This window comes from Streptomyces sp. NPDC098781 (assembly GCF_044759995.1).
Classification (GTDB): domain Bacteria; phylum Actinomycetota; class Actinomycetes; order Streptomycetales; family Streptomycetaceae; genus Streptomyces.
In genome coordinates, this window is record NZ_JBIWAK010000005.1 from 594,900 (window position 1) to 620,272 (window position 25,373).

A 25,373-nucleotide genomic window follows, 5' to 3' on the forward strand; every position below is an offset into this window, starting at 1 on the left:
CTTACGAACCGGCCGCGCCCCACGACGACTCGGGCGCATCGCCCCACGACGACACGGGCGCATCCCGCTCCGAACCGACGGCGCCCGTCGTCGATCCGCTGGGAGACCCGTTCCTGCGCACCCGGTTCGCCCTGCCCGCCCGGCCCGCCACGTTCCTGCGCCGCCAACGCCTGGTCGACCGTCTCGACCAGGCCCTGCACACCCCGTTGACGATGGTCAACGGCGCCGCCGGAGCGGGCAAGACCCTGCTGGTCGCCGACTGGGCGGCGGACCTGGCACAGCCGGTCGCCTGGCTCACCCTGGACGCGGCGATCCAGGGCCCGCGGATGTTCTGGGCGCATCTGCTCCAGGCGCTGCGCATCCACCAGGTGCCCGTCGCCGATCTCGGCTGCCCCTCCGACGCCAGCGAGGTCAGCCGCACCCTGCTGGCCCGGCTCGCCGCCCGCCTCGCCGACGGCGAACAGGCGGTGACCGTGGTGCTCGACGAGTACGACCGGGTCAGCGCCCCGGAGATCTCACGCCAGCTGGAGTTCGTACTGCGCCACGCCGGGCCGGGACTGCGCCTGGTCATCGTCACCCGCAACGAGCCTCTGCTGCCGCTGCACCGCTACCGCGCGGCCGGCGCCATGACCGAGATCCGCAACGCCGATCTCGCGTTCACGACCGAGGAGACGGTCGCCCTCCTGGAGCGGCACGGGCTGCTCCTGCCCGCCCACGCGGCCGACGCCCTGGTGGACCGCACCGGCGGCTGGGCGGCCGGTCTGCGGCTGTGCGCCCTGGCCGCACGGCAGCGCCCCGACCCGGAGGGCTATCTGAAGGAGTTCGAGGCCGGGCACAGCACGGTCGCCGACTTCCTGCTGGCGGAGGTCCTCGACCGGCAGCCGCCGCCCACCCAGGACCTGCTGCTGCGGGTCAGCGTCCTGGAGCGCTTCTGCGTCGGCCTGGCGAACGCCCTGACCGGCCGGAGCGACGCCGAGGCCATCCTCGCGGGACTGCACCGGGAGAACGCGTTCGTCGAGGACCTCGGACACAGCTGGTACCGGCTGCATCCACTGTTCCGGGAGATTCTCCGGGCCCATCTGCTGGAGCGCTCCGCCGATCTGGAACCGGAGCTGCACCTGCGGGCCGCGCGCTGGCTCAGACGGTCCGGGCTGCTGCCGGAGATGCTGGCCCACGGCGCCGCCGCGGGGGAGTGGGACTTCACCGCCCGTGCCTTCGTCGACGACCTGGCGATCGGACAGCTCTTCACCGGTATGCGCTCCGACGACCTGGCCGAGCTGTTCTCCGGCATGGGCCCCGGCCCGACCAGCCCCGCGGCGGACGTCGTGCGCGCGGCCCGCGACCTGTCCGCATGCGACCTGGACCGTGCGCTGGCCCGCCTCCAGCACGCCGAGGAGCAGTTGGCCACCGACACCGACGGCCCCGCGGCGGCCCGGCTCAGCTGTGCGCTCCTCGAGGCGCTCGCGGCCCGGCTGGCCGGGGCGCCCGGCCGGGCCGAGCAGGCCGTGCGCACGGCACGTGAGCTGGAGCGGGAGGTCCCGGCCCACCTGCTGGACAAGCACCCGGAGCTGCCCGCGCTGCTGCTCACCCACCTGGGCTCGACCCGGCTGTGGGCCGGGCGCTTCGCGGAGGCACGGGACGCGTTCAGCACCGTCGCCGACACGACAGCGGGCGCCGCGACGGCACTGCCGAGGGAGGAGTCGCTGGAGCATCTGGCGCTCATCGACTACCTCGACGGCTGGCCGACCCGGGCGGAACGCCAGGCCGTCGCGGCGATGACGGAGACGGAGCGGTTCAGCCTGCCCGAGGCGTCCGTGTCCGCGCTGGGCCGGCTGGTGCTGGCCGCCGTGGCCGTCGACCGCAACGAACTGGCCGAGGCCGAGGCGCTGCTGGACGGGACGAGCCACCTCGCGGCGCGCGACCCGGTGACCGCCGCGGGCCGGTCCATCGCGACCGCCCGCCTCCTGCTGGCCCGGGGCAGGACCCGCGCCGCCCTCGCGGCCGCCGAACCCGCCGTGACCGCCGATGCCGTCTCCCCCTGGGAGCGCAGCCACGCCGCGCTGGTCGCCTCGGCCGCCCACCTGGCCGAGGGCCGGGCGGACGAGGCGGCGGAGGTGCTTGAGCCGGTCGCCGGCGACCTGCCGACCTGCGCGGTGGGCGCGGCGCGGGCCCACCTCGCGGCGGGGAACCCGGACATGGCCCTGAAGCTGCTCGACGTCATCGGCGCCGAGGCGGACACCGGTCCGGCGGTGCTGGTGCGGGCCACCCTGCTCAGGGCGCAGGCCGCGCACGCGGCGGGAGACCTCGCCACCGCCCGCAGGCTGCTCGCCCGCGCGCTCACCGACGCCCGGCGCGAGCGGCTGCGGCTGCCGTTCCTGGAGGCCGGGGCATGGCTCGGCCCCTACCTGGCCGGCCCGCCGCTGCGCGCCCTGGCCGCCGACTGGCTGATGCCGGGGCCCGCCTCCGACGAGCCCGCCCCGCTGCTGGTGGAGCAACTCAGCGGACGCGAGCACGACGTCCTGGAACGGCTCGCGCAGATGATGTCGACCGAGGACATCGCCGCCGACCTGTACGTCTCCGTGAACACGGTCAAGACCCACCTCAAGAGCGTCTACCGGAAGCTGGCGGTCAACCGCCGCAGCGACGCCGTACGACGCGCCCGCGAGCTGCGTCTGCTGTGACCGGCGCCGCCGTACACGCCGACTTCGGGAGGCGGCCATGTCGACTGACCGGTCCGCGACGGCCCGGGACCGCCGGGCGCGGCGCCGGGAGCACGCCGACTACACCGGCGGCGTCTACGGCTCCATGCTCGCCGCGTCGGTGGTGATCGGCGCCGGCGCGCTCGGGTCGTTCCCCCGACTGGAAATGGTCCTGCTGCTGCTCCTCACCGGACTGGTCTTCTGGGTGGCGCATGTGCACGCCCAGCTGTTCGGCGCCCGCCTCGCGCAGCAGCACGGCCTGGACCGGGGGACTGTGCTGAGCGTGTGCCGCGAGGAGTGGCCGATCGTCGAGGCTGCCGTTCCGCCGGCCGTGGCCGTCGCCGTCAGCCCGCTCCTGGGGCTGGACGTGTCGGGTGCCGTGTGGCTGGCGCTGTCCGTGGCGGTGGCGGGACAGGTGGGCTGGTCACTGGCCGCCGCCCGGCGGGCCGGTGCCTCGGCGCGTCTGATGGCCCTCAGCGCCGCCGTCAACCTGGTGCTCGGCCTGCTGATCATCCTGTTCAAGATCGTCCTGACCCACTGATCCCGGCGCCCGGACGGCGCCCGGGTCACCTGCGCCGGGTGAGGTGCGGCCCTTTCCCGGGGCGGGACGATGGCCCCAGCAGGTCTGCCAGCGTCTGCCGGCGGGAGGGCAGCACATGCGCTACGAGATCCGAGTCGAGGGACATGTGTCGGAGACCCTGGCCAAGGTGTTCCCCGAGCTGGATCACGTGGTGATGTCCGGTCAGACGGTGCTGTACGGCCCCGTCATCGACGACGCCCACCTGTACGGACTGCTGGCCCGCTGCCAGTCGCTGGGGCTGCGGGTGCTGGAGATGCGGCAGCTGCCGGACTGAGCGGCAGCTGCCCGACGGACCGCACCGACCTCACATGTCGGTCGCCGTCACCCGCCCGGAGCGGACGGCCTCGCCCAGCGCCGCGAAGTCCCGGTCGTTCTGGTCGGCGTAGGCCTGCGCGAACTCGGTCAGCGCACGGTCGAAGCGGTCGCTGCCCCCCACGTAGGCGGCGATGGCGACCGGGTCGCCGGAGCGGGCGTGGGCCCGTGCGAGGCTGCCGCCGCACAGCTTGCCGAACAGGCGCAGCATGTCGGGGTCCCAGGTCTCCGGGCGCGCGATGCCCTTCCAGTCCCGCAGCTGCCGTATGTAGAAGTCCCGGCCGCGGCCGTCGAGGCCGCTCACGATGTGGGTCCAGCCCAGGAAGATGTCGCTGGTCGTCTGGATCAGCCGCTGCCCGGTGACCACACGCCGGCCCTGGTTGTCGTAGGGGTCACCGCCGACGTGGGCGGCCAGCACCGACTCCTGCGCCTCCTTGGCCTGGAGCAGCAGGGGATCCTCGTCGTCCCGGCCGAGCAGCAGGATGATCCAGCAGCGGGTGCCGACGCTGCCGACCCCCACGACCTTCCGGGCGAGGTCCACCAGGTGGTAGTGGCTGAGCAGGTGCCGGCGCTCGGAGGACAGGGTCTTCGCGTACTCCTCGAAGACGGTCTGGAGTTCCTTGGCCTCCTCGCCGGCGCCCGAGCCGGTCATCAGGTCGCTGAGCGGCATGATCAGCGGCGGGTCCGGCGCGATCCGCCGGCCGTCGGAGGTGACCCGGGTGAGCTTGGCGAAGGCCTGCATATGAGTGCGGGTGCGCGCCTTCCGGGTGGCCTGCGCCGTGAGGTGCCTGGTCCGCTTGTCCATCGAGGACGCCATCAGTTCCCGCATGTGATCGGCGTCGTCCTGGGCGTACCAGATGTCCAGGGTGCCCATCCCGGCGAACTCCCGCATCCGCGTCCGGTACGCCCGCACACACTCCCGTACGGCGTCGTCCTGCTCGGCGGTGGAGAACCCGTTGGCGCGGGCGGCGATCACGAAGCTGGTCGCCAGCCGCTTGACGTCCCACTCGAACGGGCCGGGATGCGTCTCGTCGAAGTCGTTGATGTCGAAGACCAGATGGCGCTCCGGCGAGGCCAGCAGCCGGAAGTTCAACAGATGGGCGTCACCGCACAGCTGTGTCGTCAGGTCCGTGTCCGGCAGCCGGCCCAGGTCCATCGCCATGATGGCCGCGGCGCCCCGGTAGAAACGGAACGGGGACTCCAGCATCCGGCCGTAGCGGATCGGTACCAACTCCAGTACCCGGGTGGCCGACTGACGCTCGATCACCTCGATCGGGTCGGGGCGGTCGGTCCCCGCCTCGAAACGGCCCTGCCCGGATCGCGAGACCCGCCCACGGGCGCTTCTGCCGTACGCCGCCCGCTCGTCGGGAGGCAGCGAGGCCGCGAACGCACTCGGTATCGACATGGCTCACCCTCCAGCTCCGGACGGCCGTAGCCCTGCTGCCGGGCAGATCCGTCAGACTCGTCCGAGTCCACCTCATCGCCATCGGCGGCGTCAGGGATCACCCGCCAGGGGTGACCCGGGACGATGCGGCGCGCGCCAGGCTTGCCCCGTGAGGGTGCCGCACACGTCGTACCGCGCGAGGAGGAGCCATGACCGTGCCGCGTGGTCCGACGCCGGAGCCCGGACCCGAACCTGCGGCCGACGGGACGGTCCGCGCCCCGGAACAGGACACCGAGTGGCTGCTGGCGCAGGTCGGCGGCTCGTGGACCTGGCTGCTGGGCTCGGCGGTCGCCGCTCTCGTGCCGGGCGTCATCGCCCTGGCCTGGACCGACGCGACCCTGCACGTCCTGGCGGTGATCATCGGGCTGTACCTGCTGGTGACCGGCGGGTTCCGGTTCGTCGCCTCCTTCGCACGGGAGCGCGGCGACCGGCACCTGGGGCTGCTCGCGGCGACGCTGTACGTCCTCGCCGGGGTGCTGTGCCTGCGCCACCCGCTCCAGACGATCGCCGCGCTCTCGCTGATCGTCGGCGCCACATGGGTCGTGACCGGAATGCTGACCGCCTGGACGGCGCTGGCCGCCGAGGGCCTGCCCCACCGCGGCCTCGTCCTCGCCGCCGGGGCGCTCGGCGTCGTCGCGGGCATCGTGGTGCTGGCCCTGCCCAGCGAGTCCGCCGTGGTGCTGACCCGGCTGCTCGGCCTGTGGCTGGTGCTGCTCGGACTCGTGGAGCTGGGCGTGGCCTTCGCCTGGCGGTCCGCGCTGCGCCGGGGAAGCTTCACCCGCCCTGGGTGAGGTCGTTCCTGTTGAGCATGCGCACGCTGAAGTGGGTGGAGCGCGGACGCCCCGCCAGGGACGGAGGCAGACGATGAGCACACACACGTACCTCGCCTATGACTATCCGCTGCTGAGCATGTTCTGGACGCTGCTGTGGTTCTTCCTGTGGATCATGTGGTTCGTCGTGCTCTTCCGGGTCATCGTCGACATCTTCCGCGACGACTCCCTGAGCGGTTGGGCCAAGACCGGCTGGCTGCTGTTCTGCATCGTGCTGCCGTTCCTCGGCGTGTTCGTCTACCTCATCGCCCGTGGCAAGGGAATGGGCCGTCGCGAGATCGACCACGCCCAGGCACAGCAGCGGGCGGTCGACGACTACATCCGTGACACGGCGGGTGACGGCACGCGCCGCAGCAGCGCCGACGAGCTCGCCAAGCTGTCAGAGATGCGCAGCCACGGCGACATCACCGACGACGAGTTCCGCCGTGCCAAGGAACTCGTCCTGAGCGGCGCCGGCTCGTCGGCCCGCGCCGACACCCCCACGTCCCACCACACCTGAGCCCGTACCTGCCAGGACCCGCCACAAGGAAACGAGGCACCACCATGGCCGCACCACAGACGAGGCAGGCGCACACGACGAAACACGCCTGGGCGGGGGGCCTGACGGTCTTCGCCGCCGTCATGCTCACCATCACCGGACTCATCGCCATCTTCCGCGGCATCATGGGGATCGCCGAGGACGACGTGTTCGTCGCCACCCGCAGCTACGTCTTCGAGTTCGACCTCACCGGCTGGGGCTGGGTCCATCTCATCCTCGGCGTGGTCGCCGTACTCATCGGCATCGGGCTGTTCGCGCCGACGATGTGGGCCAGGATCGGCGGCGTGGCCGTCGCGGGGCTGATCATCATCGCCAACTTCCTCTCCCTGCCGTACTACCCGGTGTGGTCGGTCATCATGATCGCGATATCCGGGTTCGTCATCTGGGCGCTCTGCGTCGCACGGAAGGACGACTTCAGCGCCTAGGCCCGGTCGTCCGGATCATGCCGACGTCGCGGGCCGGCACGCGCGGGCCGGCCGGGAGGCAAAGTCTCTCCCGGCCGGCCCGAGCCGAACCGGCAGGCCCCGGCCCGGCGCCGTACGGCCGTGGTGGCACACCGCAGGAGGACGGCACGTGAACCCCTACCCGCCCATCGCCGATCACGGCATGGTCGGCGACCTCCAGACCGCCGCCCTGGTGTCCTCGGAGGGATCCGTCGACTGGTGGTGCAGCCCCCGCTTCGACTCGCCCAGCCTGTTCGCCTCGCTGCTCGACAGCGAGCGCGGCGGCCACTGCCGGCTGGCGGCGGACGTCGGCGAGGGGTCCACGACCGTGCGGCAGCTGTACATGCCCGACACCGCCATCCTGGTCACCCGGTTCATGACACCGGGCGGCGTCGGGGAGGTGGCCGACTTCATGGTGCCGCTCGATTCGCCCGTCGCGACCGACCGGCACACCCTGGTCCGGGTCGCCAGAGTCGTCCGCGGAAGTCTGCCCTTCGCGTTCGACTGCCGGCCGCGCTTCGACTACGGCCGGGCCCCGCACCGACTGACCCGGCCTGACGACCGCTCCGCCGTTCTGCACGGCCCCGGCACCGACCTGCATGTACGGATCACCGGTGACGCCGCGTTGCACGCCGACGGAGACGACGTCACCGCCGTCTTCACGCTCTCGGCCGGCCAGTTCGCCACCATCGTGCTAACCACCACCGACAGCGGCGGCCCCGAGCCGCCCGTGCTGTCCGGGGACGAGGTCGAAGAGCAACTGGAGCGCTGCCGCGCCTTCTGGCTGCGGTGGCTGCGCGACTGCACCTACCGGGGGCGCTGGCAGGACGTGGTCAACCGCTCGGCGATCACCCTCAAGCTCCTCACCTACGCCCCCACCGGGGCCCCCGTCGCGGCGGCGACCATGGGACTGCCCGAGCAGATCGGCGGCGAGCGCAACTGGGACTACCGCTACACCTGGATCCGCGACGCCTCGCTGTCCGTGCGGGCCCTGATCGACCTGGGCTTCCAGACCGAGGCGTTCGCCTTCCGGCGCTGGCTGCACGAGCGCATCGTGGCCGGCGGCATGGCGTCCGGCGACCCCCTCCAGGTCATGTACCGGGTGGACGGCGAACCCCACCTGACCGAGGAGATCCTCGACCACCTGGAGGGCTACCAGGGCTCCCGGCCCGTCCGCTCCGGCAACGCCGCCGCGAACCAGCTCCAGCTCGACATCTACGGCGAGGCCGCCGACGCCCTGATCGTCGGCCACGACATCGGCGCGATCCGCGGCTGGACGGCGCTGAACGGCGTGCTGGACTGGCTCTGCGACCACTGGGACCGCCCCGACGAGGGCATCTGGGAGACCCGGGGCGGACGGCACAATTTCACCTACAGCCGGCTCATGACCTGGGTGGCGTTCGACCGCGGCATCCGCGCGGCCCTGTACGCCTCCCGCCCCGCCGACCTGCCTCGCTGGGCCGTCGCCCGGGACGCCGCCTTCCGGCAGATCGTCGAGCGGGGCTGGCACAAGAAACGGCAGGCCTTCGTCCAGCACTTCGACACCGACGTCCTGGACGCCTCACTGCTGCTGATGCCCCGCGTCGGCTTCGTCTCCGCACACGACCAGGACTGGCTCAGCACCCTCGACGCCATGGAGGAGGAGCTGGTCAGCGACAGCCTGGTCTACCGCTACGACCCCGTGGCCTCCCCGGACGGCCTGCGCGGCTCCGAGGGCACGTTCAACCTGTGCAGCTTCCTCTACGTCGAGGCCCTCGCCCGCAGCGGCCGGCTCGACCAGGCCCGTTACGCCTTCGACAAGATGCTCACGTACGCCAACCACGTGGGCCTGTTCGCCGAGGAGATCGGCCCCTCGGGCGAACAACTGGGCAACTTCCCCCAGGCGTTCACCCATCTCTCCCTGATCACCGCCGCCATGGCCCTGGACGAGCAACTCGGAAAACAGGGCCCCCCACGGGAGGCGGAACCCCGCCACCAGGGCATCCATGGCTTGGGCCGGGTGGCGCCGAGGATCGACTGAGACGACGTCGGACGACCTGTCCGCCCGCCCCCTGCGTGGCTCGTCACCCCTGCGGCGGCTGCGTCCCCTCGGGCTTGGTGACCGTCTCGCCCTGGATCACCCGCGGAACCGAGCGGTCGTCCTCGTCCCTCGTCGCCCCGGCCTCCGCCTTGAGGATGCGCGTCGACCTGCCCGCCGAGCGGACCAGGTCCGGGAGTTTCCGGGCACAGAGGACCGCTACGACGACGAGGAGGATGATCGCGATTTCGCTCAGTCCGAACATGAGGGTCCTGTTCTGCTGGTGAGCCGGGGGCCGTGCCCCAGTATGAAGGGCGTCCTGGCCGGGCGGGGGGTCTGCCTTCCGCACGAGGTACCGCCCGATGTATCGCGGACGACGTGCGGGTCAGCGCGAGGGAGACAGGGCATGGCCGATCCCCGGCTGGGCCGGCCGCGGGGAACCGGGCGGACAGCGCGACGGCCCGGTTCGGCGGCCGCGTGCATCCGCCCGGACGGCACGCCCGGACCGCAGCCGTCCGCCCCCCGGCGCTGGGGACGGGGCGAGCTGGAGGCGCTGGTCCTGCCGGAGCCGCGGGAGGCCGACGGCCCGGCGACGGCCGGCTGGTGCAGGAGCGCCTCGGCGGGGAGCTCGCCCATACGACGGTGATCACGATCCCGCCCCGGCCGCCCGTGCCGTCACAGCGCCGGCTTCGGCCGCGCAGCATCGACATCAGCAGCCCGTGGGTCTCGTCGTCGGCGGCGACCACAAGCCCACGACCTGCCTCACCGATCGGGGCACCGTCGATCCCGGTGACCATGCAGCCGGCAGCCCGGCACAAAGCGATGCCGGCCGCGAAATGCACGCTCCTGGACTCCAGGTCGACGTCCACCAACCGGGTGGCGGGCGTGGGCGTTAGCAGTGCGTCGTCGGCCCCGTCCTGCCGCACCCCGGCGGTCTCCCCGTCGGTGCAGAAAACCTCACCGCCGAACGGGTCGGCCACCGCCGCAGCCCCATCGCGCAGCGCTACATTGACGGCCACCAGCATGCTTCCGACCGCGTAGTTCAGCGTGCCGCACAAGGGATCCACCAACCACTGGCGCACAGCGTCGGTGGCGCCGTGCTGCCCGCCTTCCTCGCCGAGCACCGCGTCGTCGGGCCGTGCGGCACGGATGACGCCGAGGATCGCCTTCTCGGCCTCCACATCGGCGGCGGTGGCCAAAGTCCCCGGCACCCTTGTCGATGCGGTCGAGCGGCCGGCCGTACATGCTGCGGGTGCTCGACGGCGAGTCGTGGCCACCGCCCAACCCGTTCGGGACGCCACCGCGCGCACCGGGCGCTGGCCGGGCTTCCGGACGCCGAATTGGCGCTACTTCCCGACGAGTTGCCGCACACGTACGCGCTGCCCGGTGGCCGAAGCGACCGCGTGGTGGCCACCACCGGCCTGCCGGACCACCTCCAACCCGCCTGACGCCGGGCGCTGTTCGCCCACGACGGCCGGCCGCCTGGTGCGCGGCGGCGGGGACGGTCGTATCGGAGATGGCGTCCGCGAACTCGGCGGTTGGTCCTCACCCTGCGCGCGGCGGCGCCTCTTTGCACCGTCGGCGCAACGGAAGGCACCGAATTCGTCGTCTGTTCATAATGGGGCCGACGTGGCCCAGGGGGAGGGACGCTGGTGAGTGGATCGGGGAAACGGCGACGGACGCCGGTCGTGCCGGGCAAGGCACGGCTGACCAGGCGGGGACGCATCCTGGCGTGGAGCGCGGTGGTGGCCTCGGCGGCCGTCCTGGGTGTCGCCGGTGTGGGCGCCTGGGTCTATCAGGACCTCGACGACAACATCAGATCCGCCGACGTCGACGACCGGATCGGCGGGGACCGTCCCGCCAACCTCAGCCCCGGCTCGAAGAACATCCTCGTCGTCGGCTCCGACAGCCGCGACGGCGCCAACGCGAAGTACGGCAAGGACCTGACCACCATGCAGTCGGACACGCTGATGGTGCTGCATGTGCCCGCGAACCGGGAGTGGGCCACGGTCGTGTCGTTCCCGCGTGACTCCTGGGTGGAGATACCGGCCTGCGACAAGGGCGAGGGCGGCACCTCCAGCCCGCACCACTTCAAGATCAACGAGGCGTTCGCGATCGGCGGCTCCGGCGGGGAGGTCGCCGGGGCCGCCGCCTGCTCCATCAAGACGGTCGAGGCCAACACGGGTCTGCGCATCGACCACTTCATGTCCGTCGACTTCCAGGGCTTCAAGGGCATGGTGGACGCCCTCGACGGCATAGAGGTCTGCCCCGAGGAGGCCATCCACTCCAAGAAAGCCCGGCTCGACCTGGACGCCGGCTGCCAGACCGTCCGCGGCGAACAGGCCCTCGGCTATGTGCGCGTCCGCTACGGCGTAGGCGACGGCTCCGACATCGGGCGCATCGGCCGCCAGCAGGAGTTCATGAACGCCCTGACGAAGAAGGCCCAGTCCAAGCTGACCAGCCCGAACTCGCTCTACGGCTTTCTGCGCTCCGCCACCAAGTCCCTGACCACGGACCCCGATCTGGCCGGCATCAGGCCGCTGTACTCCCTGGCGTCGGAGCTCAAGGGAATCCCGAGCGACCGCCTGACCTTCCTCACGGTCCCCAACTACCCGCGCGAGGCCGACGTGGCCACCGACCGGGCCAACGTCGTCTGGCAGTACCCGCAGGCCACCAACCTGTTCACCTCACTGGCCAAGGACAGGGAGGTCGACAAGAAGCGCCTGGAGAAGGACACCAAGGACAACCCCCTGTACGCCTCCGCCGTACGGGTCCAGGTCCTCAACGGCACTGCGGTCCAGGGGCTGGCCGGCACCGTCGCCGAGCGGCTGCGCGAGTCCGGAGTCACGGTCACCGGCACGGGCAACGCCCCCGAGAACACCGGCGTCACGAAGGTCACCTACCCGCCGGGCCAGGAGAAGCAGGCCGAGGCGCTGGTCGCGCGGCTGGGCCTGTCCGGCCTCAGGCCCACCCCGGCGTCGGACGCGGCGGCGGGCGCGCTCACCCTGGTCGTCGGCAAGGACCTGGAGGCCGGCCGCATCCGCTGAACGGCCCATGGGCCATGCGGAAACGGCCGGCCGGCAAAGACGACACCCAGCCCTGACCTCGGGGAGTTGAGCGAGGGCGCAGGGGTGTGTTTAGGGTTGCTGCCAATGCCCCACCTGGACGCCCACGCCCCCCACGCAACTGCCGTCCCACAAGCAACTGCGCCGGCGAGACCGGCAGGGCGCGTTGCGGCGCGACGGGACCCCTTCCTCGACAATGCCAAGTACCTGGCCATCGTCCTGGTGGCGGCGGGCCACGCCTGGGAACCACTGCGCGAGGGCAGCAGGCCGATCACCGCGCTCTACATGCTCGTCTACGCCTTCCACATGCCGCTGTTCGCCGTGATCTCGGGCTACTTATCGCGCGGCTTCCGGGCGACGCCGAGAGACATCACCCGCCTGCTGACGGCCGTAGCGGTGCCGTACGTCGTCTTCGAGACGGCGTACACCCTGTTCACCCGCTGGTCCAGCGAGGACCCCGACCGCCCGATCACCCTCCTGGACCCGCTGTACCTGACCTGGTACCTGGCGGCCCTGTTCATCTGGCGCCTGTCGACGCCGATCTGGCGGTCCCTGCGATGGCCGCTGCCGGTGGCCCTCGTGATCGCCGCGACGGCGACCCTGTCCCCGTCCATCGGAAACGACCTGGACCTTCAGCGGGTGGCCCAGTTCCTCCCGTACTTCGTGCTGGGCCTGTGCCTGAAACCCCACCACTTCCACCACCTGACGACCCGGCCCGAGCCCCGCCTCCTGGCCGCCCCCCTGTTCGCCTGCGCACTGCTCCTGGCGTACTGGGCGGTCCCGCACCTGAACTACGCCTGGTTCTTCCACAACACCAGCGCCACCGCCCTGTCCGCCCCGGCCTGGTACGGCCCCCTCATGACCCTGACGACATTCGGCTGCTCCACCGCCCTGACGGCCGCCTTCCTCGCCCACGTACCGCGCCACAGAACGTGGTTCACACCCCTGGGCACGGGCACGCTCTACGGCTACCTCCTCCACGGGTTCATCGCCCAGACCGCCGAACACGGGGACTGGTACGCCGCGGCATGGCTCCGCGGGCCGATCGGAGAACTGACGGTCACATTGATCGCGGCGGCGACGGTGACGGTCCTGTGCGCTCCTGCGGTGGGGCGGGCTTGCAGGGGTTCGTCGGAACGAGCGGTGGGATGGGCGGTCCATCGGTGAGGACCCCGGGCGGGACCCGACTGAGGCTTCGTCAGAACTTGTAGTTGGTGATCATGGCGTTGCCGAAGACGTCGTACACGGACGCATATCCCTCGTCGGAGTCCTTCCAGTCGCCGAATGCCTTGGCGATCGAGGTCGCGGCAGCCTGGGGATCCTCGACTTGGGTCTTTCCCCCGTTGATGTCGGTGGAGATGTAGGCGTTCCCCGTCTTTTCGTTCCACTCACCGATGATGCGCTGGACCCGACCGACCGCTTCCTTCTGCTGTGCGGTGCCGTGCTCAGTGATCCAGGACCGGAATTCCCGGGCATTCTTCTTCGACTGCGCCTCGTCCGTGTCCGTCGGCAGCTTTTCCACGACGCCGATCTTGTCCGGTTTCGCAGCGCTATCGGTGCTGCATGCCGAAGTTCCGGCGACCAGGACGGCACCGAGCGCGAGAACGGCTGCGGTGTGGGGGGTGCGCTTCACTGGGTACTCCGTCGCATTCTTGGGCTGGAGGCGATATATCAGAGTACCGGCACCCCGAATCCGTGGTGCCGGTACCGGCCAAATCGCTGGATCAGAACTTGATGGCGTCAGCCTTGTCGTTCCAACTGCCGCCGTAGGTGTAATCAATGTCCTTGAAGTTCTTGTACATGCTGTATCCCGCGCCCAGGAACAGGTGAGGGTCGGGCATACCCGTCCGGAAGTCGTACACCTCGACTCCGCGCTGCGGGCGGTTGACGAAGGCCGAGGTGGCCTTGTCCCTGAACGACGGTGAGTACTGGTCGAGGTGGCGAGTCTTGGCCGTGTCGTAGGTGGGCCACTGGAGCCGCCTGCCGGTGTAGTTGGAGTCCTGCCAGAGGCAGACCCAGCTGTTGGGGCAGTCCTGGGACTTCCGGGCGGTCAGTGCCTGCTTCGCTCCGGCCCGGGTCTGAGCTGTGGGCGCATGGGCGGCGAGGTGCTTGTTGGCCTCGGTGTTGCTGTCGAAGCACTGCATGGTGCCGTCCTCCGACACCTCGGCACAGACTTCGGCGCCGTCCCAGTCGGATGCCGGGTCCACTTTCTCGCCCTTGTAGAACATGTCCACCTTGTCGGTGGGGTCCGCCTCGGCGTGGACCTCCGCCTCCTCCTCGGGAGTCAGAACGTCCGACACGATCTCCGGCACCGGGACCGGTTCGCCGGCGGCCAGAGACGGAGTCGCGGTGACGCCGGTCAACGCGATCGATCCGACAGCTGCCATGGTCAGTATGGTGCGTATGCGCACGAAAGGCCCCCTGTTTTTCTGCTCATACATGAAAAGAATCGTGGGTGAGATGGGGCGCGTCAGAGCCTTCGGTCACGGACCGGTGACCGAATGGAAATCGACTCACATCGCCGAGCGGCGGACGCGCCGGCGGAAACAGAAATCTGCGTACGAGGTTGTGGTCTACGGAATCGACTTCTCGGCCGACTCGGCAATACGCAGCAACGCCATTCGTGCAGCTTTTCCGCTCAAGATGTATCCCCCCATTTTTTTCCCTGCGATTCCGTCCCGGGCCACTTGGTCAGAATGGCCCGGTCCGCTTTCGGCCCTGTACGGGCAGCGAAGCGTGACTGGCCGGAATCGAAACGGAAATCTAGCACAGTGTCCGCCGGTAACGATCAGGTTATTTTCGGCCATGGGTAACCAGTGGGGCCATGTACCACCAGGGCCCTCACTCCTGCGCAGTTTCTCTGTTTGCCCCCGTTGGGCGTGATGTGCGAATGGCTGGTTCTGATCGTCGGTCTGCACGAGTGGTGCGGCGCTGACCGAGCAACCGTTTCACGTCAACATCACGTGAGTCCGGAGTTACCCCTTGTTACGTGTGGGTGGCCTGTGCCTATGGTGACTGCCGTGCGCGGCGGGGCATGGCCACCGCACAAGCGCTTTCAGTGAGCGACCGGGGGGCCGGTGTCGCTCCGGGGGAGGGGGTTCGCCATGCCGCGATGCCGACAGTCGCCTTCAGGATCGACCAGTCCCCGGGTGCCGACGGATACCTGACCTCACCCCGGCTCCCCAGGACGCGACTGCGCCTCTTCACGCCGGAACGGTGCGCGGGCGGTCCTCGCCGGCACCGACAGCCACTCTCTCGCTCGGTTCACAGCCAGGAAGTCCCGGCCTTCAGGGCCGGGAGGACGTCACCACAGTCGACCGTCGCGGTTCCCTGTCTCCCGCAAGGCTGCGTCGGTTTCTCGGCCCTGCCCGAAGACTCCCATTGGAGGAGAGCAGTTGAGAGTTCGCAGACCGGCCCGTGCCGGGATCGCGGGCCTTGCGGCCACCGCGGTCCTGACCGGGCTCATACAAGCCGCCCCGGCGTTCGCCGACACCAGTCCGCCCGACCCGAAGGCGTCCGGCAGCGCGTCGTCCGTGCCGCCGACACGCGTGCCGGATCCCGGCAGCAGGCTCGGCAAGGGCTGGAACACCTCGGCGGACCGGGCCGTGACCACCGCGGCGGACAGCGGCGGCTTCAAGGTCCTCGTGGCGGACAGCATGGACGCGTACGAGTGGCGGACCGCCGCCACGCTGGCGGAGCCCGGCATGCCGGCGGACTCGTGGATCGGCAACTCCTGCGTCATGGACCGTGATCACGCCGCGGTCGTGTACGCGCCGCGCACGTTCACGAACAAGCCGGACCTCATGCAGGGCGGGGCGCTGGCCGCGGTCGTCGATCTGGAGACCGGCCGCGTGACGAAGCTGCCCTTCACCAGCTCGCTCGCCTACTTCGACCCGTCGTGCAACCCCGAGACCCGGACGGCCGCGTTCACCGCGTTCCGCGACGACAAGACCCGGCTCGTGACGGTCGACACCAGTGGCAGGACAGCCGCCGATACCACGGTCACCGGGCAGGTGACCTCCGCCGTCCCTGTGAAGGACGGTGTCGTCGCTGCGCACGGCGGTCAGCTGGTGCACGTCGACCCGGCGGAAGGGAAGCTCCGGAGACTGGCGGCCGCGGACGGGGTGCCGTTCGACATCCGCCCCACCAGCAAGGGGATCGCGTTCCTCGACCCCAGCGGCAGCACCGCGCGCGCCAAGCTGTGGAAGCGCCACGGTGCGACGACGACACTCGCGTCGGGGAATCTGGGCGACCTGGCCCTCGAACAGGGCACCGGAGGCCGGGCGTTCCTCACCGGGGACGCCACGGACACGAAGCTCGCGGGCACCGGCGTGACTCGCCTGGACGTTCCGACGGACACGGATGTGTCCAGCGATGGCCGACTGGCCGTCGACCCCGTGCTCATGCCCGGCGTGCGTGCGGGCCTGGACCGGATCGGCAAGGCGGGGAAGGGATTCACCAAGGCCGAACCCTCACCCCGGGCGCGCACGTCGCCGGATCCGACAGACGGGGATGCCGCACCGCTGACCATCACCAGTACGGCGACCACCACCGGCGAGAAGATCACCGAGACGGTCACCGATCGGCCCGGCGGCACGGGGAAGGCGTCCTTCTCCCCGGCCCTCGAGGCCACCGGCAAGGGTGGTTCGGGTGGCACCGGACGGGCCGCGCGCGCCGACGAGCGGGCCCACAACCCGGTCGACACCGACCGCTGGTGCTCCGTCCCGCGCAACGACGTCAAGGCGTTGGCGTTGCAGCCGACACCGAACCAGGTCGAGTGGGCCGTCGACATGGCGATCCGCGGCGAACTGCGCGCCAAGTGGATCAAGCAGGGAGACTGGCGCTCCCAGTCCGGCCTGGGCACCGTCGACCCGCAGGGCCTGTTCCCGCCCCCCACTCTGAAGGGCGGCGGGCGGATCCCCGCCCAGGTGATGCTGGGCGTGCTCGCGCAGGAGTCGAACCTCTGGCAGGCCGAATCCGGTTCCATCCCCGGCCAGATGGGCAGCCCGCAGGCAGCGATCGCCGGCTTCTACGGCCACAAGGGGGAGACGTCCGAGGAGTACTGGAAGATCCGCTGGGCCGAGTCCGACTGCGGCTACGGCGTCGGCCAGGTCACCGACGGCATGCGCCTCGCGGGCCACGAGAAGGACGGCGAGACGTCTCTCCCGCCGGCGACGCAGAAGGCCGTGGCCCTGGACTACGCGGTCAACATCGCGGCGTCGATGTACATCCTCGCGGACAAGTGGAACCAGTTGCACACCGCGGGACAGACCATCACGGTCAACAACGACGACCCGTCGAAGCCGGAGAACTGGTTCGCCGCGCTGTGGAACTACAACCTCGGCTTCAACGAGAACAAGGGTGACGGTAAGCCGTGGGGCCTGGGTTGGTACAACAACCCCGCGAACCCCTTCTACCCGCCCTCGCGGCACCCGTTCATGTCCGACCCGCGTGACGCCGCGAAGCCTCAGAACTGGCCGTACCAGGAGAAGGTGATGGGCTGGTCCGCCTGGTCCATGGACACCGGCTACTCCTATGCCACCGACGGGCGGCAGGACTGGCCCGGCGAGTCCGGCTTCTCCAGCGCCGGTTTCCGCCCGGCCTGGTGGATCAACCCGGGGCAGCGCGACCGGGTCAAGCCACCCCTGGACGCGTTCTGCAACACCACCAACAACTGTGACGCCGCCAACCCACCGGACTGTCCCGACGCACAGTGCTACGAGAAGTACTGGTGGCGCGGCTCGAACGTGACATGGAAGCCGAACTGCGATGCCGACTGCGGCAACGAGAGCATCAAGTACGTGACACTGCGCGAGGAGCCGGGCCGCGGCTATCGCCTGAAGTACGGCACGCCGGAGTGCGACGCCGGCCCCACCGGGGCGCTGATCGTGGAGTCCGTCCCCGACAGCATCGACACCCACAGTTCCTGCGGATCGTCCGGCACCGACGCCGGTAACTTCCAGTTCACGTTCCACCCCAACCCGGCGGCGACCGGACCGGGTCTGGGCCCGTACGAGGCCAAGGGAGACCTGCATCAGATCGGTGGTGGGCACGGCGGGCACTTCTGGTACACGCACACCCGCGACACCGCTCATCTCGGCGGCGCCGGCGGCCGGATGACGATCGACGGCACCTGGACACTCGACCGCACCGTCGAGTGGGCTCGCGTTCTCGTGCACCAACCGGACACCGGGGCGCACACCCAGCAGGCCCACTACGTGATCAAGGGAGTCGCGGGCGGTGACCGCCACCGCTACGTCAACACCCACTTCAGTGAGAACACCTGGGTCGAACTCGGCGTCTACCGCTTCACCGGCACCCCGCAGGTGGAACTGACCAACACCACGGACGACGGCACCGCCGACGAGGATGTCGCCTGGGACGCCGTCGCCTTCCAGCCGCTGTCGGGCAAGCCGAAGCACATGGTCGTCGCCATGGGTGACTCCTACACCTCCGGTGAGGGTGCCGGAGCCTATTCACCCGAGTCCGACCGGGACCACGGGGAGAGCAGCTGGAACGCGTGCCGGCGCAGCGACAACTCCTGGCCGCGCAAGGTCCTGTTGCCCGGCCAGAGCACCAGCCTCGGCGAGCTCTCCGACGACAGGAGCAGCACCGTCGACTACCTGGACGTCAGTTGCTCCGGTGCGCACACCTGGCAGCTGACCACAGGAAACCCCACACCGTGGGGAAAGATCGGCAGCTACCGCGAGAAGAGCCAGATCGACTCCGGTGTGCTCAGCCCGGACACCACCCTGGTCATGCTGACCATCGGCGGCAACGACGGTGACAACTTCACCAACGCCGTCACGAACTGCTTCATCGTCGGGGTGTGCGACCCGGCCGACTACACGGGCAAGGTCGACCAGGCGGTCTCGGCCACCGGCGCCCTGATCGATGACATCGCTGATGCTGCGCCGAACGCTCAGATCGTCCTCATGGGCTACCCTCGCCTGGTCAGTGAAGAGCAATGCGTGACAGCCGACTTCGACGCCCTGAACCAGCTGGCCGACTACGTGCGGGACAAGCAGCAGGCCAAGGTGGCCGAGCTGAACAGGGCCGGGACCAAGGTGGCCTTCGCCGATGCGATACCCGCCTTCCGGGGGCACGGAATCTGTGACGGCGACGAGTGGATCAACCGTGTCGTCGCCGGCCCGAACGGCGACGGCGACTTCCACGACGGGGATCCGGCCAACCAGGCTCCCTGCCTGCCCTGGCCCGGGGAGAATGTCTGCGCCAGCCTCGAGTCGTTCCACCCGAAGAATGCCGGCACCACGGGCTACGCCCGGGTCATGGATCAGGCCCTGGCCGCGATCGGGTACAAGGGCAGCTAGTGGGATCTGACATAGACGGCGGCACGGTGGTCACGAGGCGGGCGAACCGCTTCGTGACCACCGGCTGCCTGACCACCCTGATCGCCTTGGCTGTCGTTCTCGGCCTCGTCGTCTCCTGGCTGTGGTACCGGCACTGGCATGACGAAAACGTCAACAGCGACCGCAGTGACAAGGCGTTCGCATCGCTCCGGAAACAGGCCCGCGCCACCGCCGACGACACGGCCCGCGCGCTGACCGCCGGCGGCACCACTGATCCCGACGCACTCACGGGCGTGATCTGGCACCACTCCCAAGCCCCCGTGATCACCTACGACCCGTCCCGCCGCGAGTTCACCGCCACCGCCGCGAGAACCACCCAGTACGACGAGGACGCCATGCTCCCCGGCGGCGGCCCCGTCGAGGCGACCCGGTGCTTCGTCTCCACCTACACCCACCGCCCCGACCGGACATGGACGGCAAGAGTCTCCGAACGGGACGACGACGTGTGCCGCCCGAGCACCCAGATCGGCAGCCGAGTCCGTCTCGCACTGACACGCATTTCGAGCATGCACGCCGAGGACCTGACGCGTACGGGGGTGCAGGATGCCCTCGACCCCACCGGACGGCGTTCCTTCGAGGTCAGGAACGTGGAGCGTGAACAGGACACCCTGACGATCTCCGTCCTGGTCTCCAGCTCCGAGGCCGCAGCCAACCAGTGCTACCGCTTCACCCGACGGGTCCCCGACCAAGGCTCAGCCGAAGCGCTTCCGCTGTCTTCGTGCTGACCCCAGATGGACACACAGACCAAACAGGTCAGGCACCTACCGAACCGGTAGGTGCCTGACCTGGTGTTTCACTGTCGGGGTGGCGGGATTTGAACCCACGACCTCTTCGTCCCGAACGAAGCGCGCTGCCAAGCTGCGCTACACCCCGATGTCGCTGCTGTCGCGGCGACGTCGTTTACTTTAGCCCACCGGTGGCTGGAGACGAAATCCGGTTTTCGGGGTGTGGTGGGCGCGGTGGCGCAGTGGGTTGGGGCGGGCGTGGTCCAGGGCTACCAGGAGGATCGCGAGGGCGTAGATCGCGAGGCCCAGGAGGAGGGCGTTGCCCAGGACGCTCTTGTAGCCGTGGTGGGCGACGTCGAGGAACGGGTAGAGGTAGCGGCCCGGCGTGCCGGGGACGAGCAGCTCGCCTCGGGTGAGGGCGAACCCCAGGTAGGCGAGGGGGTACAGGAGCCACGTCGTGGCCTGGCGCAGGTGCAGGTGGCCGGAGGACGTGAGAAGCAGCCAGTCCAGCAGGGCGGCGACAGGGGTGGCCGTGTGCAGGACCTGGTTGGTGATCGCGTGCCAGCCCGTCGGGGCGGTCGCCGTACCCGTGAGGACGCCCGGCAGCGCGTAGGAGCTGCCCCCGTTCGCCAGGAGCAGGTGGTACACGAGGCCCGTGGTCACGGCGTAGAGGAGGGTGGCGCCCGTCAGGGTCGAGGGGAGCGGGCGGCGCGCGGTCCAGGCGAGGCGGGCCGAGAGGGCGAAGACCAGGGCCAACAGGATGTTGCTCTGGATCGCGAAGTGACTCAGGGTGCGCAGGGGGCTGCCGAGGGCCAGTTCCACGGTCACCGCCGCGGCCGCGGCCAGGGCCACCAGTAGGCGGAACACGGCGGCCAGGCGGCGAGGGGTGGGGGCCACCACCGCTGTCGCGGGGACGTGGGAGGGGAACAGGACGGGTATGCCCGGTATCGCGGGGAGATCCGGGATGTCCCTGGGTATCGGGGCAGTCATGCCCTCACGCTAAGCAGCGTGAGGGAAATGGGCGATACGGGTGGGCCGGGTGGGTTATTTGGGGTTATGTCCCAACCTCAACCGGGCGGCTTTCGGCCACCGGCCCTTGCCCTTTGCCCCCAGCCCCGGTCCCTACTCCCGCCCCACCAGCGTCAGCAACGTCGCCTCCGGCGGGCAGGCGAAGCGGAACGGGGTGTAGCGGTTCGCGCCGCAGCCTGCCGAGACGTGCAGGTAGGAGGTGCGGCCTTCCGCCGTGTGCGTCGACAGACCCTTCACCCGGTCCGTGTCCAGGTCGCAGTTGGTGACCAAGGCGCCGTAGAACGGGATGCAGAGCTGGCCGCCGTGGGTGTGGCCGGCGAGGACCAGGGGGTAGTCGTCGGCCGTGTACGCGTCCAGTACGCGCAGGTACGGCGCGTGGACCACGCCCATCGCGAAGTCGGCGGCGCCCGACGGGCCACCGGCCACCTGCTCGTAGCGGTCCCGCTTGATGTGCGGGTCGTCCAGGCCGGTGAGCTCCACCGACACGCCCTCGACCTTCAGCGTCCCGCGGGTGTTGGTCAGGTTCAGCCAGCCCGCCGCGTCGAACCCGTCGCGCAGGTTCTGCCAGGGGTTGTGGATCGCGCCGACGGCGGGCGCGTTGCCGTTCAGGCCATGGCGGCCCTGGGCCTTCTCGATCAGATACAGCGCCGGGTTGCGCAGCTTCGGGCCGTAGTAGTCGTTCGAGCCGAAGACGTACGCCCCGGGGAACTCCATCAGCGGCCCCAGCGCGTCCAGCACCTCCGGCACGCCCTCGGGGTCCGACAGGTTGTCGCCCGTGTTGATCACGAAGTCGGGGCGCAGGCCGGCCAGTGAGCGCAGCCAGCGCTGCTTCTTGCGCTGGCCGCCGACCATGTGGATGTCGGAGACCTGGAGCACCCGCAGCGGTCGCATGCCGGCCGGCAGGACGGGGACCGTCACCCGTCGCAGGCGGAACGAGCGGGCCTCGATTCCCGCCGAGTACAGCAGTCCGGCGGCGCCAACCGCCGTGATTCCCAGGGGTACTCCGTATCGCGCGCGCATACGACCATCGTGTCAGACCGGGGGAGGGTGCTGTGCCGGGCCGTCGTCCCCAGGCCCAGCAGGCCCACCAGGCCCACCAGGTCCTCGCAGATCTTCATACCCTCGGGCCGCAGGTCCCGGGTCCTCCCCGGCACCTTCCCCACCCGCCCCTTGAAATCCACGGGCGTTACCGTCCCCGCACCTGCGACAATCAACCCCATGACCACGCTCAAGTCGAAGCTCCAGGAAGACCTCAACGCCGCGATCAAGGAGCGCGACGAGCTCCGCTCCTCGACGCTCCGGCTGACGCTCGCCGCGATCACCAAGGAGGAGGTCGCGGGCAAGGAGAAGCGCGAGCTCTCCGACGACGAGGTGCAGAAGGTGATCACCCGCGAGGCGAAGAAGCGCCGTGAGGCGGCCGAGGCCTTCGCGCAGGGGGGTCGCCCGGAGCAGGCCGAGCGGGAGAAGGCGGAGGGCGAGGTGCTCGCCGCGTACCTGCCGAAGCAGCTCAGCGACGACGAGTTGGGCGAGATCGTCTCCCAGGCCGTTCAGGAGGCCAGGGCGGCCGGCGCCGAGGGCCCGCGTGCCATGGGTGCCGTCATGAAGATCGTGAACCCGAAGGTTGCCGGGCAGGCCGAGGGCGGCCGGGTGGCCGCGGCGGTCAGGAAGCTGCTCGCGGGCTGAGAACGGCTGAGGAGAACGGCTGAGAACCACGGCCGACGGCTCAGAACCCCGCTCCCGCCCACGGAAGAACCACGGCCGACGGCCCTTACCCCCTCGTAGGAAGGGGTAAGGGCCGTCGCTGTTCCACAGGGCCCGAACGGACCGGGCGGTCGTCCGACGCGCCAGACGCGCCCGACGCGTCCGACGCGTCAGTCGCGACCCCCGGTCCCGCCCCCGTTCGTCTGTCCCTGCCACCAGCCCTCGGGGATCGAGAACGACGGTGTCGGGAGGGTGCCGCCGTCCGCGCCGCCGTCGGAGCCGCCGTTGCCGCCACCGTTGTTTCCGCCGCCGATCAGGCCGCCGATGACGTTGTCGTCGCCGTTGTTCCCGTCGTTGCCGCCGTTGTCGTTGCCGTCCTCGTCGCCCCGGCCCTTGTCGGGGTCCTCGTCCTCGGGGATGTGGACGGTGTTGAACTGCTCGACGGGCTTGCCCTCCAGGGCGCCGAGCATGGCGTCGCGCCAGATCGGGCCCGGGACCTTGCCGCCGTAGACGAGGTCGTTGTACTGGCCGCCGATGTAGATGTTGCGCATCTTGACCTTCTGGGTGGCGCTGCCGACCCAGACGGCGCCCGAGAGGTTCGGCGTGTAGCCGACGAACCAGGCGTTGCGGCGCTCGTCCGTCGTACCCGTCTTGCCGGCGCTGTCGCGGTCGGTGAGACCGGCCTCCTTGCCGGTGCCGGAGTCGACCACGCCTTGCAGCAGGCTGTTGACGGTGTCCGCGGTCTGCTCGGACATCGCGCGCGAGCAGGTCGACTTCGGCACCTCCAGGGACTTCTGCTGGCCGCCGACCTTCTGCGAGATCGACTCGAAGACGATCGGCGTGCAGTACATGCCGCGGGAGGCGAAGGCGGCGTACGCGCTCGCCATCGTCAGCGGGGAGAGGCCGACCGAGCCGAGGGCGATAGCCGGCTGCTCGGGGAGCTTGGTGCCGTTGCCCTGGCGGACCTGGAGCTTGTCGGTGATGTTGACCACCGGGCACAGGCCGATGTCGGCGATCATCTGCACGAAGTAGGTGTTGACCGAGAGCTCCATCGCCTTGCGCAGGCGGTAGGGGCCGTGCTCCGACTCGCTCTCGTTCTCCAGCTTCTCGCCCCTGCGGTTGGTCCACGGCGCGCTGTCGCACGTCTGGACCGGACTCGGGTACTCCATCTGGTACGGCGACGGGTACTCCTGCGTCGGCGGTCGCCCCTCCTCCAGCGCGGCCGCCGCGACGAACGGCTTGAACGTCGAACCGGTCGGGAAGCCGAAGTTGGAGCCGCCGTACGCCGAGTCGACCGAGTAGTTGATCTCGGTCTCGTTCTTGCCGTAGCCGAACGGCTTCGACTGGCCCATGCCGAGGATCTTGCCGGTGCCGGGCTCGACGAGGGTGGTCGCGGCGGCGACCTTGTCGTCCTGGTAGACGTGCTCCTTGAGCGAGGCCTGCACGGACTCCTGGGCCTTCGGGTCCAGGGTCGTCGTGATGGTCAGGCCGCCCTGGTTCCAGATCTTGGCGCGGGCCTCGCGGCTCTTGCCGAAGACCGGTTCGCTGAGGAAGACCTTCTCGACGTACTTACAGAAGAAGCTGGCGCCCTTGACGGCGGTGATGCAGCCGTTCTTGGGCTTGCTGACCTTCAGCCCGAGCGGTGCCTCCTTGGCCTTGTCCGCCTCCGCCTGGGAGACGTCACCGATGTCGGCCATGCGCTGGAGGACGATGTTGCGCCGCTTGACCGCCTCGGCCTCGTCGTTGACCGGGTCGTAGCGGCTGGGCGACTGGACGATGCCGGCCAGCAGCGCGGCTTCCTGGAGCTTGAGGTCCTTGGCGGACTTGGAGAAGTAGCGCTCGGAGGCGGCCTCGACGCCGTATGCCTGCTGGCCGAAGAACGTGATGTTCAGGTAGTTCTCGAGGATCTTCTTCTTGCCGAGCTCCTCCTCCACCTGGATCGCGTACTTCAGCTCCTTGATCTTGCGGCCGAGCGTCTGCTGGGTGGCCTGCGCGACCTTCGTCGGGTCGTCGCCGGCCTCCTCGACGAAGACGTTCTTCACGTACTGCTGGGTGAGCGTGGAGGCGCCCTCGCTCACACCGCCGCTCTGGGCGTTGCGGTTCAGGGCGCGCAGGACGCCCTTCAGGTCGACCGCGCCGTGCTGGTAGAAGCGGGCGTCCTCGATCGCGACGATCGCCTTCTGTATGTACGGCGAGATGTCCTTGAGGTCGACCACCGTGCGGTCGCGTGAGTAGACCGTGGCGATCGTGCCGCCCTCGGCGTCCAGGATCGTGGTGCGCTGACTCAGCGGCGGCGTCTTGAGGTTGGTCGGGAGCTCGTCGAAGCTCTCGACCGATCCCTTGGCCGCGAGTCCCAGCGCACCTACGGCGGGCAGCGCGATCCCGGCCAGCACGGCTCCCGCGAGCACACTGACACCTAGGAACTTGGCGGCCTGCTGCGTAGGAGACAGACCACCGCCCGAGCGGTTCTTTGGCATGGGGGCAGCCTAAACCGTAGAGATGAGCGAACCGAGAGCCGATCGTGTGCGAGCCCGGCACGGCAGTGTGAGACCGGCCATGGGCGTGGCCGCGGACGCGTCTGACGGATACGCGCCGCTGCTGCGGCCGATGCAGCCCGATG

The 25,373-nt window shown here is 70.1% G+C and carries 19 protein-coding genes, 1 tRNA gene and 2 pseudogenes; 13 read left to right on the forward strand and 9 right to left on the reverse strand.

The features are described 5' to 3' along the window. Window positions 1-98 precede the first annotated feature (98 nt). From ACIQWG_RS23580 to ACIQWG_RS23590, 3 genes are all read left to right on the forward strand, one after another. Window positions 99-2,681, forward strand: coding sequence for a LuxR C-terminal-related transcriptional regulator (locus ACIQWG_RS23580; protein ID WP_404099415.1), 2,583 nt, complete (start codon window positions 99-101; stop codon window positions 2,679-2,681). Window positions 2,682-2,718: 37 nt separating this feature from the next. After that, window positions 2,719-3,240 (forward strand): hypothetical protein, encoded by a 522-nt coding sequence (locus tag ACIQWG_RS23585; protein WP_404099029.1) that lies wholly within the window; start codon window positions 2,719-2,721, stop codon window positions 3,238-3,240. 115 nt (window positions 3,241-3,355) lie between these two features. Then, window positions 3,356-3,553, forward strand: a complete 198-nt coding sequence (locus tag ACIQWG_RS23590; RefSeq protein WP_404099032.1) for a hypothetical protein — start codon at window positions 3,356-3,358, stop codon at window positions 3,551-3,553. Window positions 3,554-3,583: 30 nt separating this feature from the next. Here ACIQWG_RS23590 and ACIQWG_RS23595 read toward each other — a convergent pair whose 3' ends face one another. Then, a complete protein-coding gene (locus tag ACIQWG_RS23595) occupies window positions 3,584-4,996 on the reverse strand; it encodes a DUF2252 domain-containing protein (protein WP_404099034.1) in 1,413 nt (470 codons plus the stop codon). Between the two features lie 188 nt (window positions 4,997-5,184). Here ACIQWG_RS23595 and ACIQWG_RS23600 point away from each other — a divergent pair, with 188 nt between their 5' ends. From ACIQWG_RS23600 to ACIQWG_RS23615, 4 genes are all read left to right on the forward strand, one after another. Continuing rightward, entirely contained in the window at window positions 5,185-5,826 is a 642-nt protein-coding gene (locus ACIQWG_RS23600; protein ID WP_404099037.1) for an HdeD family acid-resistance protein, read from the forward strand. 73 nt (window positions 5,827-5,899) lie between these two features. Then, on the forward strand, window positions 5,900-6,364 hold the full coding sequence (locus ACIQWG_RS23605; RefSeq protein ID WP_404099039.1) for an SHOCT domain-containing protein: 465 nt from the start codon (window positions 5,900-5,902) through the stop codon (window positions 6,362-6,364). A gap of 44 nt (window positions 6,365-6,408) precedes the next feature. Next, the gene (locus ACIQWG_RS23610; protein WP_404099040.1) at window positions 6,409-6,828 is read left to right on the forward strand and encodes a hypothetical protein; all 420 of its coding nucleotides are present in this window, start codon (window positions 6,409-6,411) and stop codon (window positions 6,826-6,828) included. A 148-nt stretch (window positions 6,829-6,976) separates the two neighbouring features. Next, the gene (locus ACIQWG_RS23615) at window positions 6,977-8,866 is read left to right on the forward strand and encodes a glycoside hydrolase family 15 protein (protein ID WP_404099042.1); all 1,890 of its coding nucleotides are present in this window, start codon (window positions 6,977-6,979) and stop codon (window positions 8,864-8,866) included. Between the two features lie 43 nt (window positions 8,867-8,909). On the opposite strand, the gene ACIQWG_RS23620 is transcribed toward ACIQWG_RS23615, so the two are convergent. Beyond that, complete coding sequence (locus ACIQWG_RS23620) at window positions 8,910-9,128, reverse strand: twin-arginine translocase TatA/TatE family subunit (protein WP_404099044.1); 219 nt, start codon at window positions 9,126-9,128, stop codon at window positions 8,910-8,912. Between the two features lie 216 nt (window positions 9,129-9,344). On the opposite strand from ACIQWG_RS23620, the pseudogene ACIQWG_RS23625 reads away from it, so the two are divergent. Continuing rightward, window positions 9,345-9,526: pseudogene (locus ACIQWG_RS23625) on the forward strand (hypothetical protein); the annotation flags it as partial. A gap of 347 nt (window positions 9,527-9,873) precedes the next feature. Here ACIQWG_RS23625 and ACIQWG_RS23630 read toward each other — a convergent pair. After that, a pseudogene (locus ACIQWG_RS23630) lies at window positions 9,874-10,173 on the reverse strand (inositol monophosphatase family protein); the annotation flags it as partial. Window positions 10,174-10,569: 396 nt separating this feature from the next. On the opposite strand from ACIQWG_RS23630, the gene ACIQWG_RS23635 reads away from it, so the two are divergent. Both ACIQWG_RS23635 and ACIQWG_RS23640 read left to right on the forward strand, forming a co-directional pair. Beyond that, window positions 10,570-11,910, forward strand: a complete 1,341-nt coding sequence (locus tag ACIQWG_RS23635) for an LCP family protein (protein ID WP_404099418.1) — start codon at window positions 10,570-10,572, stop codon at window positions 11,908-11,910. 105 nt (window positions 11,911-12,015) lie between these two features. Beyond that, window positions 12,016-13,095: an acyltransferase family protein gene (locus ACIQWG_RS23640; RefSeq protein ID WP_404099047.1), complete on the forward strand. Its 1,080-nt coding sequence runs from the start codon at window positions 12,016-12,018 to the stop codon at window positions 13,093-13,095. A 31-nt stretch (window positions 13,096-13,126) separates the two neighbouring features. On the opposite strand, the gene ACIQWG_RS23645 is transcribed toward ACIQWG_RS23640, so the two are convergent. Continuing rightward, complete coding sequence (locus ACIQWG_RS23645; protein ID WP_404099049.1) at window positions 13,127-13,561, reverse strand: hypothetical protein; 435 nt, start codon at window positions 13,559-13,561, stop codon at window positions 13,127-13,129. 91 nt (window positions 13,562-13,652) lie between these two features. Then, window positions 13,653-14,315 (reverse strand): peptidase inhibitor family I36 protein, encoded by a 663-nt coding sequence (locus ACIQWG_RS23650; protein WP_404099052.1) that lies wholly within the window; start codon window positions 14,313-14,315, stop codon window positions 13,653-13,655. A gap of 1,008 nt (window positions 14,316-15,323) precedes the next feature. Here ACIQWG_RS23650 and ACIQWG_RS23655 point away from each other — a divergent pair. Both ACIQWG_RS23655 and ACIQWG_RS23660 read left to right on the forward strand, forming a co-directional pair. Continuing rightward, window positions 15,324-19,259, forward strand: a complete 3,936-nt coding sequence (locus ACIQWG_RS23655; protein WP_404099055.1) for a hypothetical protein — start codon at window positions 15,324-15,326, stop codon at window positions 19,257-19,259. Then, window positions 19,259-20,023: a hypothetical protein gene (locus ACIQWG_RS23660; protein WP_404099057.1), complete on the forward strand. Its 765-nt coding sequence runs from the start codon at window positions 19,259-19,261 to the stop codon at window positions 20,021-20,023. The genes ACIQWG_RS23655 and ACIQWG_RS23660 overlap by 1 nt, the downstream gene beginning before the upstream one ends. 74 nt (window positions 20,024-20,097) lie before the next feature. Here the strand turns inward: ACIQWG_RS23660 and ACIQWG_RS23665 are convergent. From ACIQWG_RS23665 to ACIQWG_RS23675, 3 genes are all read right to left on the reverse strand, one after another. Beyond that, window positions 20,098-20,171 (reverse strand) — tRNA-Pro (locus ACIQWG_RS23665). A gap of 32 nt (window positions 20,172-20,203) precedes the next feature. Continuing rightward, window positions 20,204-21,013, reverse strand: a complete 810-nt coding sequence (locus ACIQWG_RS23670) for a Pr6Pr family membrane protein (protein WP_404099060.1) — start codon at window positions 21,011-21,013, stop codon at window positions 20,204-20,206. A gap of 132 nt (window positions 21,014-21,145) precedes the next feature. Further along, window positions 21,146-22,072 (reverse strand): metallophosphoesterase, encoded by a 927-nt coding sequence (locus tag ACIQWG_RS23675; RefSeq protein ID WP_404099063.1) that lies wholly within the window; start codon window positions 22,070-22,072, stop codon window positions 21,146-21,148. 198 nt (window positions 22,073-22,270) lie between these two features. Here ACIQWG_RS23675 and ACIQWG_RS23680 point away from each other — a divergent pair, with 198 nt between their 5' ends. After that, window positions 22,271-22,735, forward strand: a complete 465-nt coding sequence (locus ACIQWG_RS23680; RefSeq protein WP_404099065.1) for a GatB/YqeY domain-containing protein — start codon at window positions 22,271-22,273, stop codon at window positions 22,733-22,735. A gap of 188 nt (window positions 22,736-22,923) precedes the next feature. Here the strand turns inward: ACIQWG_RS23680 and ACIQWG_RS23685 are convergent, their stop codons facing one another. After that, complete coding sequence (locus tag ACIQWG_RS23685) at window positions 22,924-25,230, reverse strand: transglycosylase domain-containing protein (protein ID WP_404099067.1); 2,307 nt, start codon at window positions 25,228-25,230, stop codon at window positions 22,924-22,926. Window positions 25,231-25,373: the final 143 nt, after the last annotated feature.

Bases quoted from the DNA above. Each gene is read 5' to 3' on its own strand.
- ACIQWG_RS23585 (WP_404099029.1), top strand. From the start codon at position 2,719: ATGTCGACTGACCGGTCCGCGACGGCCCGGGACCGCCGGGCGCGGCGC.
- ACIQWG_RS23590 (WP_404099032.1), top strand. From the start codon at position 3,356: ATGCGCTACGAGATCCGAGTCGAGGGACATGTGTCGGAGACCCTGGCC.
- ACIQWG_RS23595 (WP_404099034.1), bottom strand. From the start codon at position 4,996: ATGTCGATACCGAGTGCGTTCGCGGCCTCGCTGCCTCCCGACGAGCGG.
- ACIQWG_RS23600 (WP_404099037.1), top strand. From the start codon at position 5,185: ATGACCGTGCCGCGTGGTCCGACGCCGGAGCCCGGACCCGAACCTGCG.
- ACIQWG_RS23605 (WP_404099039.1), top strand. From the start codon at position 5,900: ATGAGCACACACACGTACCTCGCCTATGACTATCCGCTGCTGAGCATG.
- ACIQWG_RS23610 (WP_404099040.1), top strand. From the start codon at position 6,409: ATGGCCGCACCACAGACGAGGCAGGCGCACACGACGAAACACGCCTGG.
- ACIQWG_RS23620 (WP_404099044.1), bottom strand. From the start codon at position 9,128: ATGTTCGGACTGAGCGAAATCGCGATCATCCTCCTCGTCGTCGTAGCG.
- ACIQWG_RS23640 (WP_404099047.1), top strand. From the start codon at position 12,016: ATGCCCCACCTGGACGCCCACGCCCCCCACGCAACTGCCGTCCCACAA.
- ACIQWG_RS23650 (WP_404099052.1), bottom strand. From the start codon at position 14,315: ATGGCAGCTGTCGGATCGATCGCGTTGACCGGCGTCACCGCGACTCCG.
- ACIQWG_RS23670 (WP_404099060.1), bottom strand. From the start codon at position 21,013: ATGACTGCCCCGATACCCAGGGACATCCCGGATCTCCCCGCGATACCG.
- ACIQWG_RS23675 (WP_404099063.1), bottom strand. From the start codon at position 22,072: ATGCGCGCGCGATACGGAGTACCCCTGGGAATCACGGCGGTTGGCGCC.
- ACIQWG_RS23680 (WP_404099065.1), top strand. From the start codon at position 22,271: ATGACCACGCTCAAGTCGAAGCTCCAGGAAGACCTCAACGCCGCGATC.
- ACIQWG_RS23685 (WP_404099067.1), bottom strand. From the start codon at position 25,230: ATGCCAAAGAACCGCTCGGGCGGTGGTCTGTCTCCTACGCAGCAGGCC.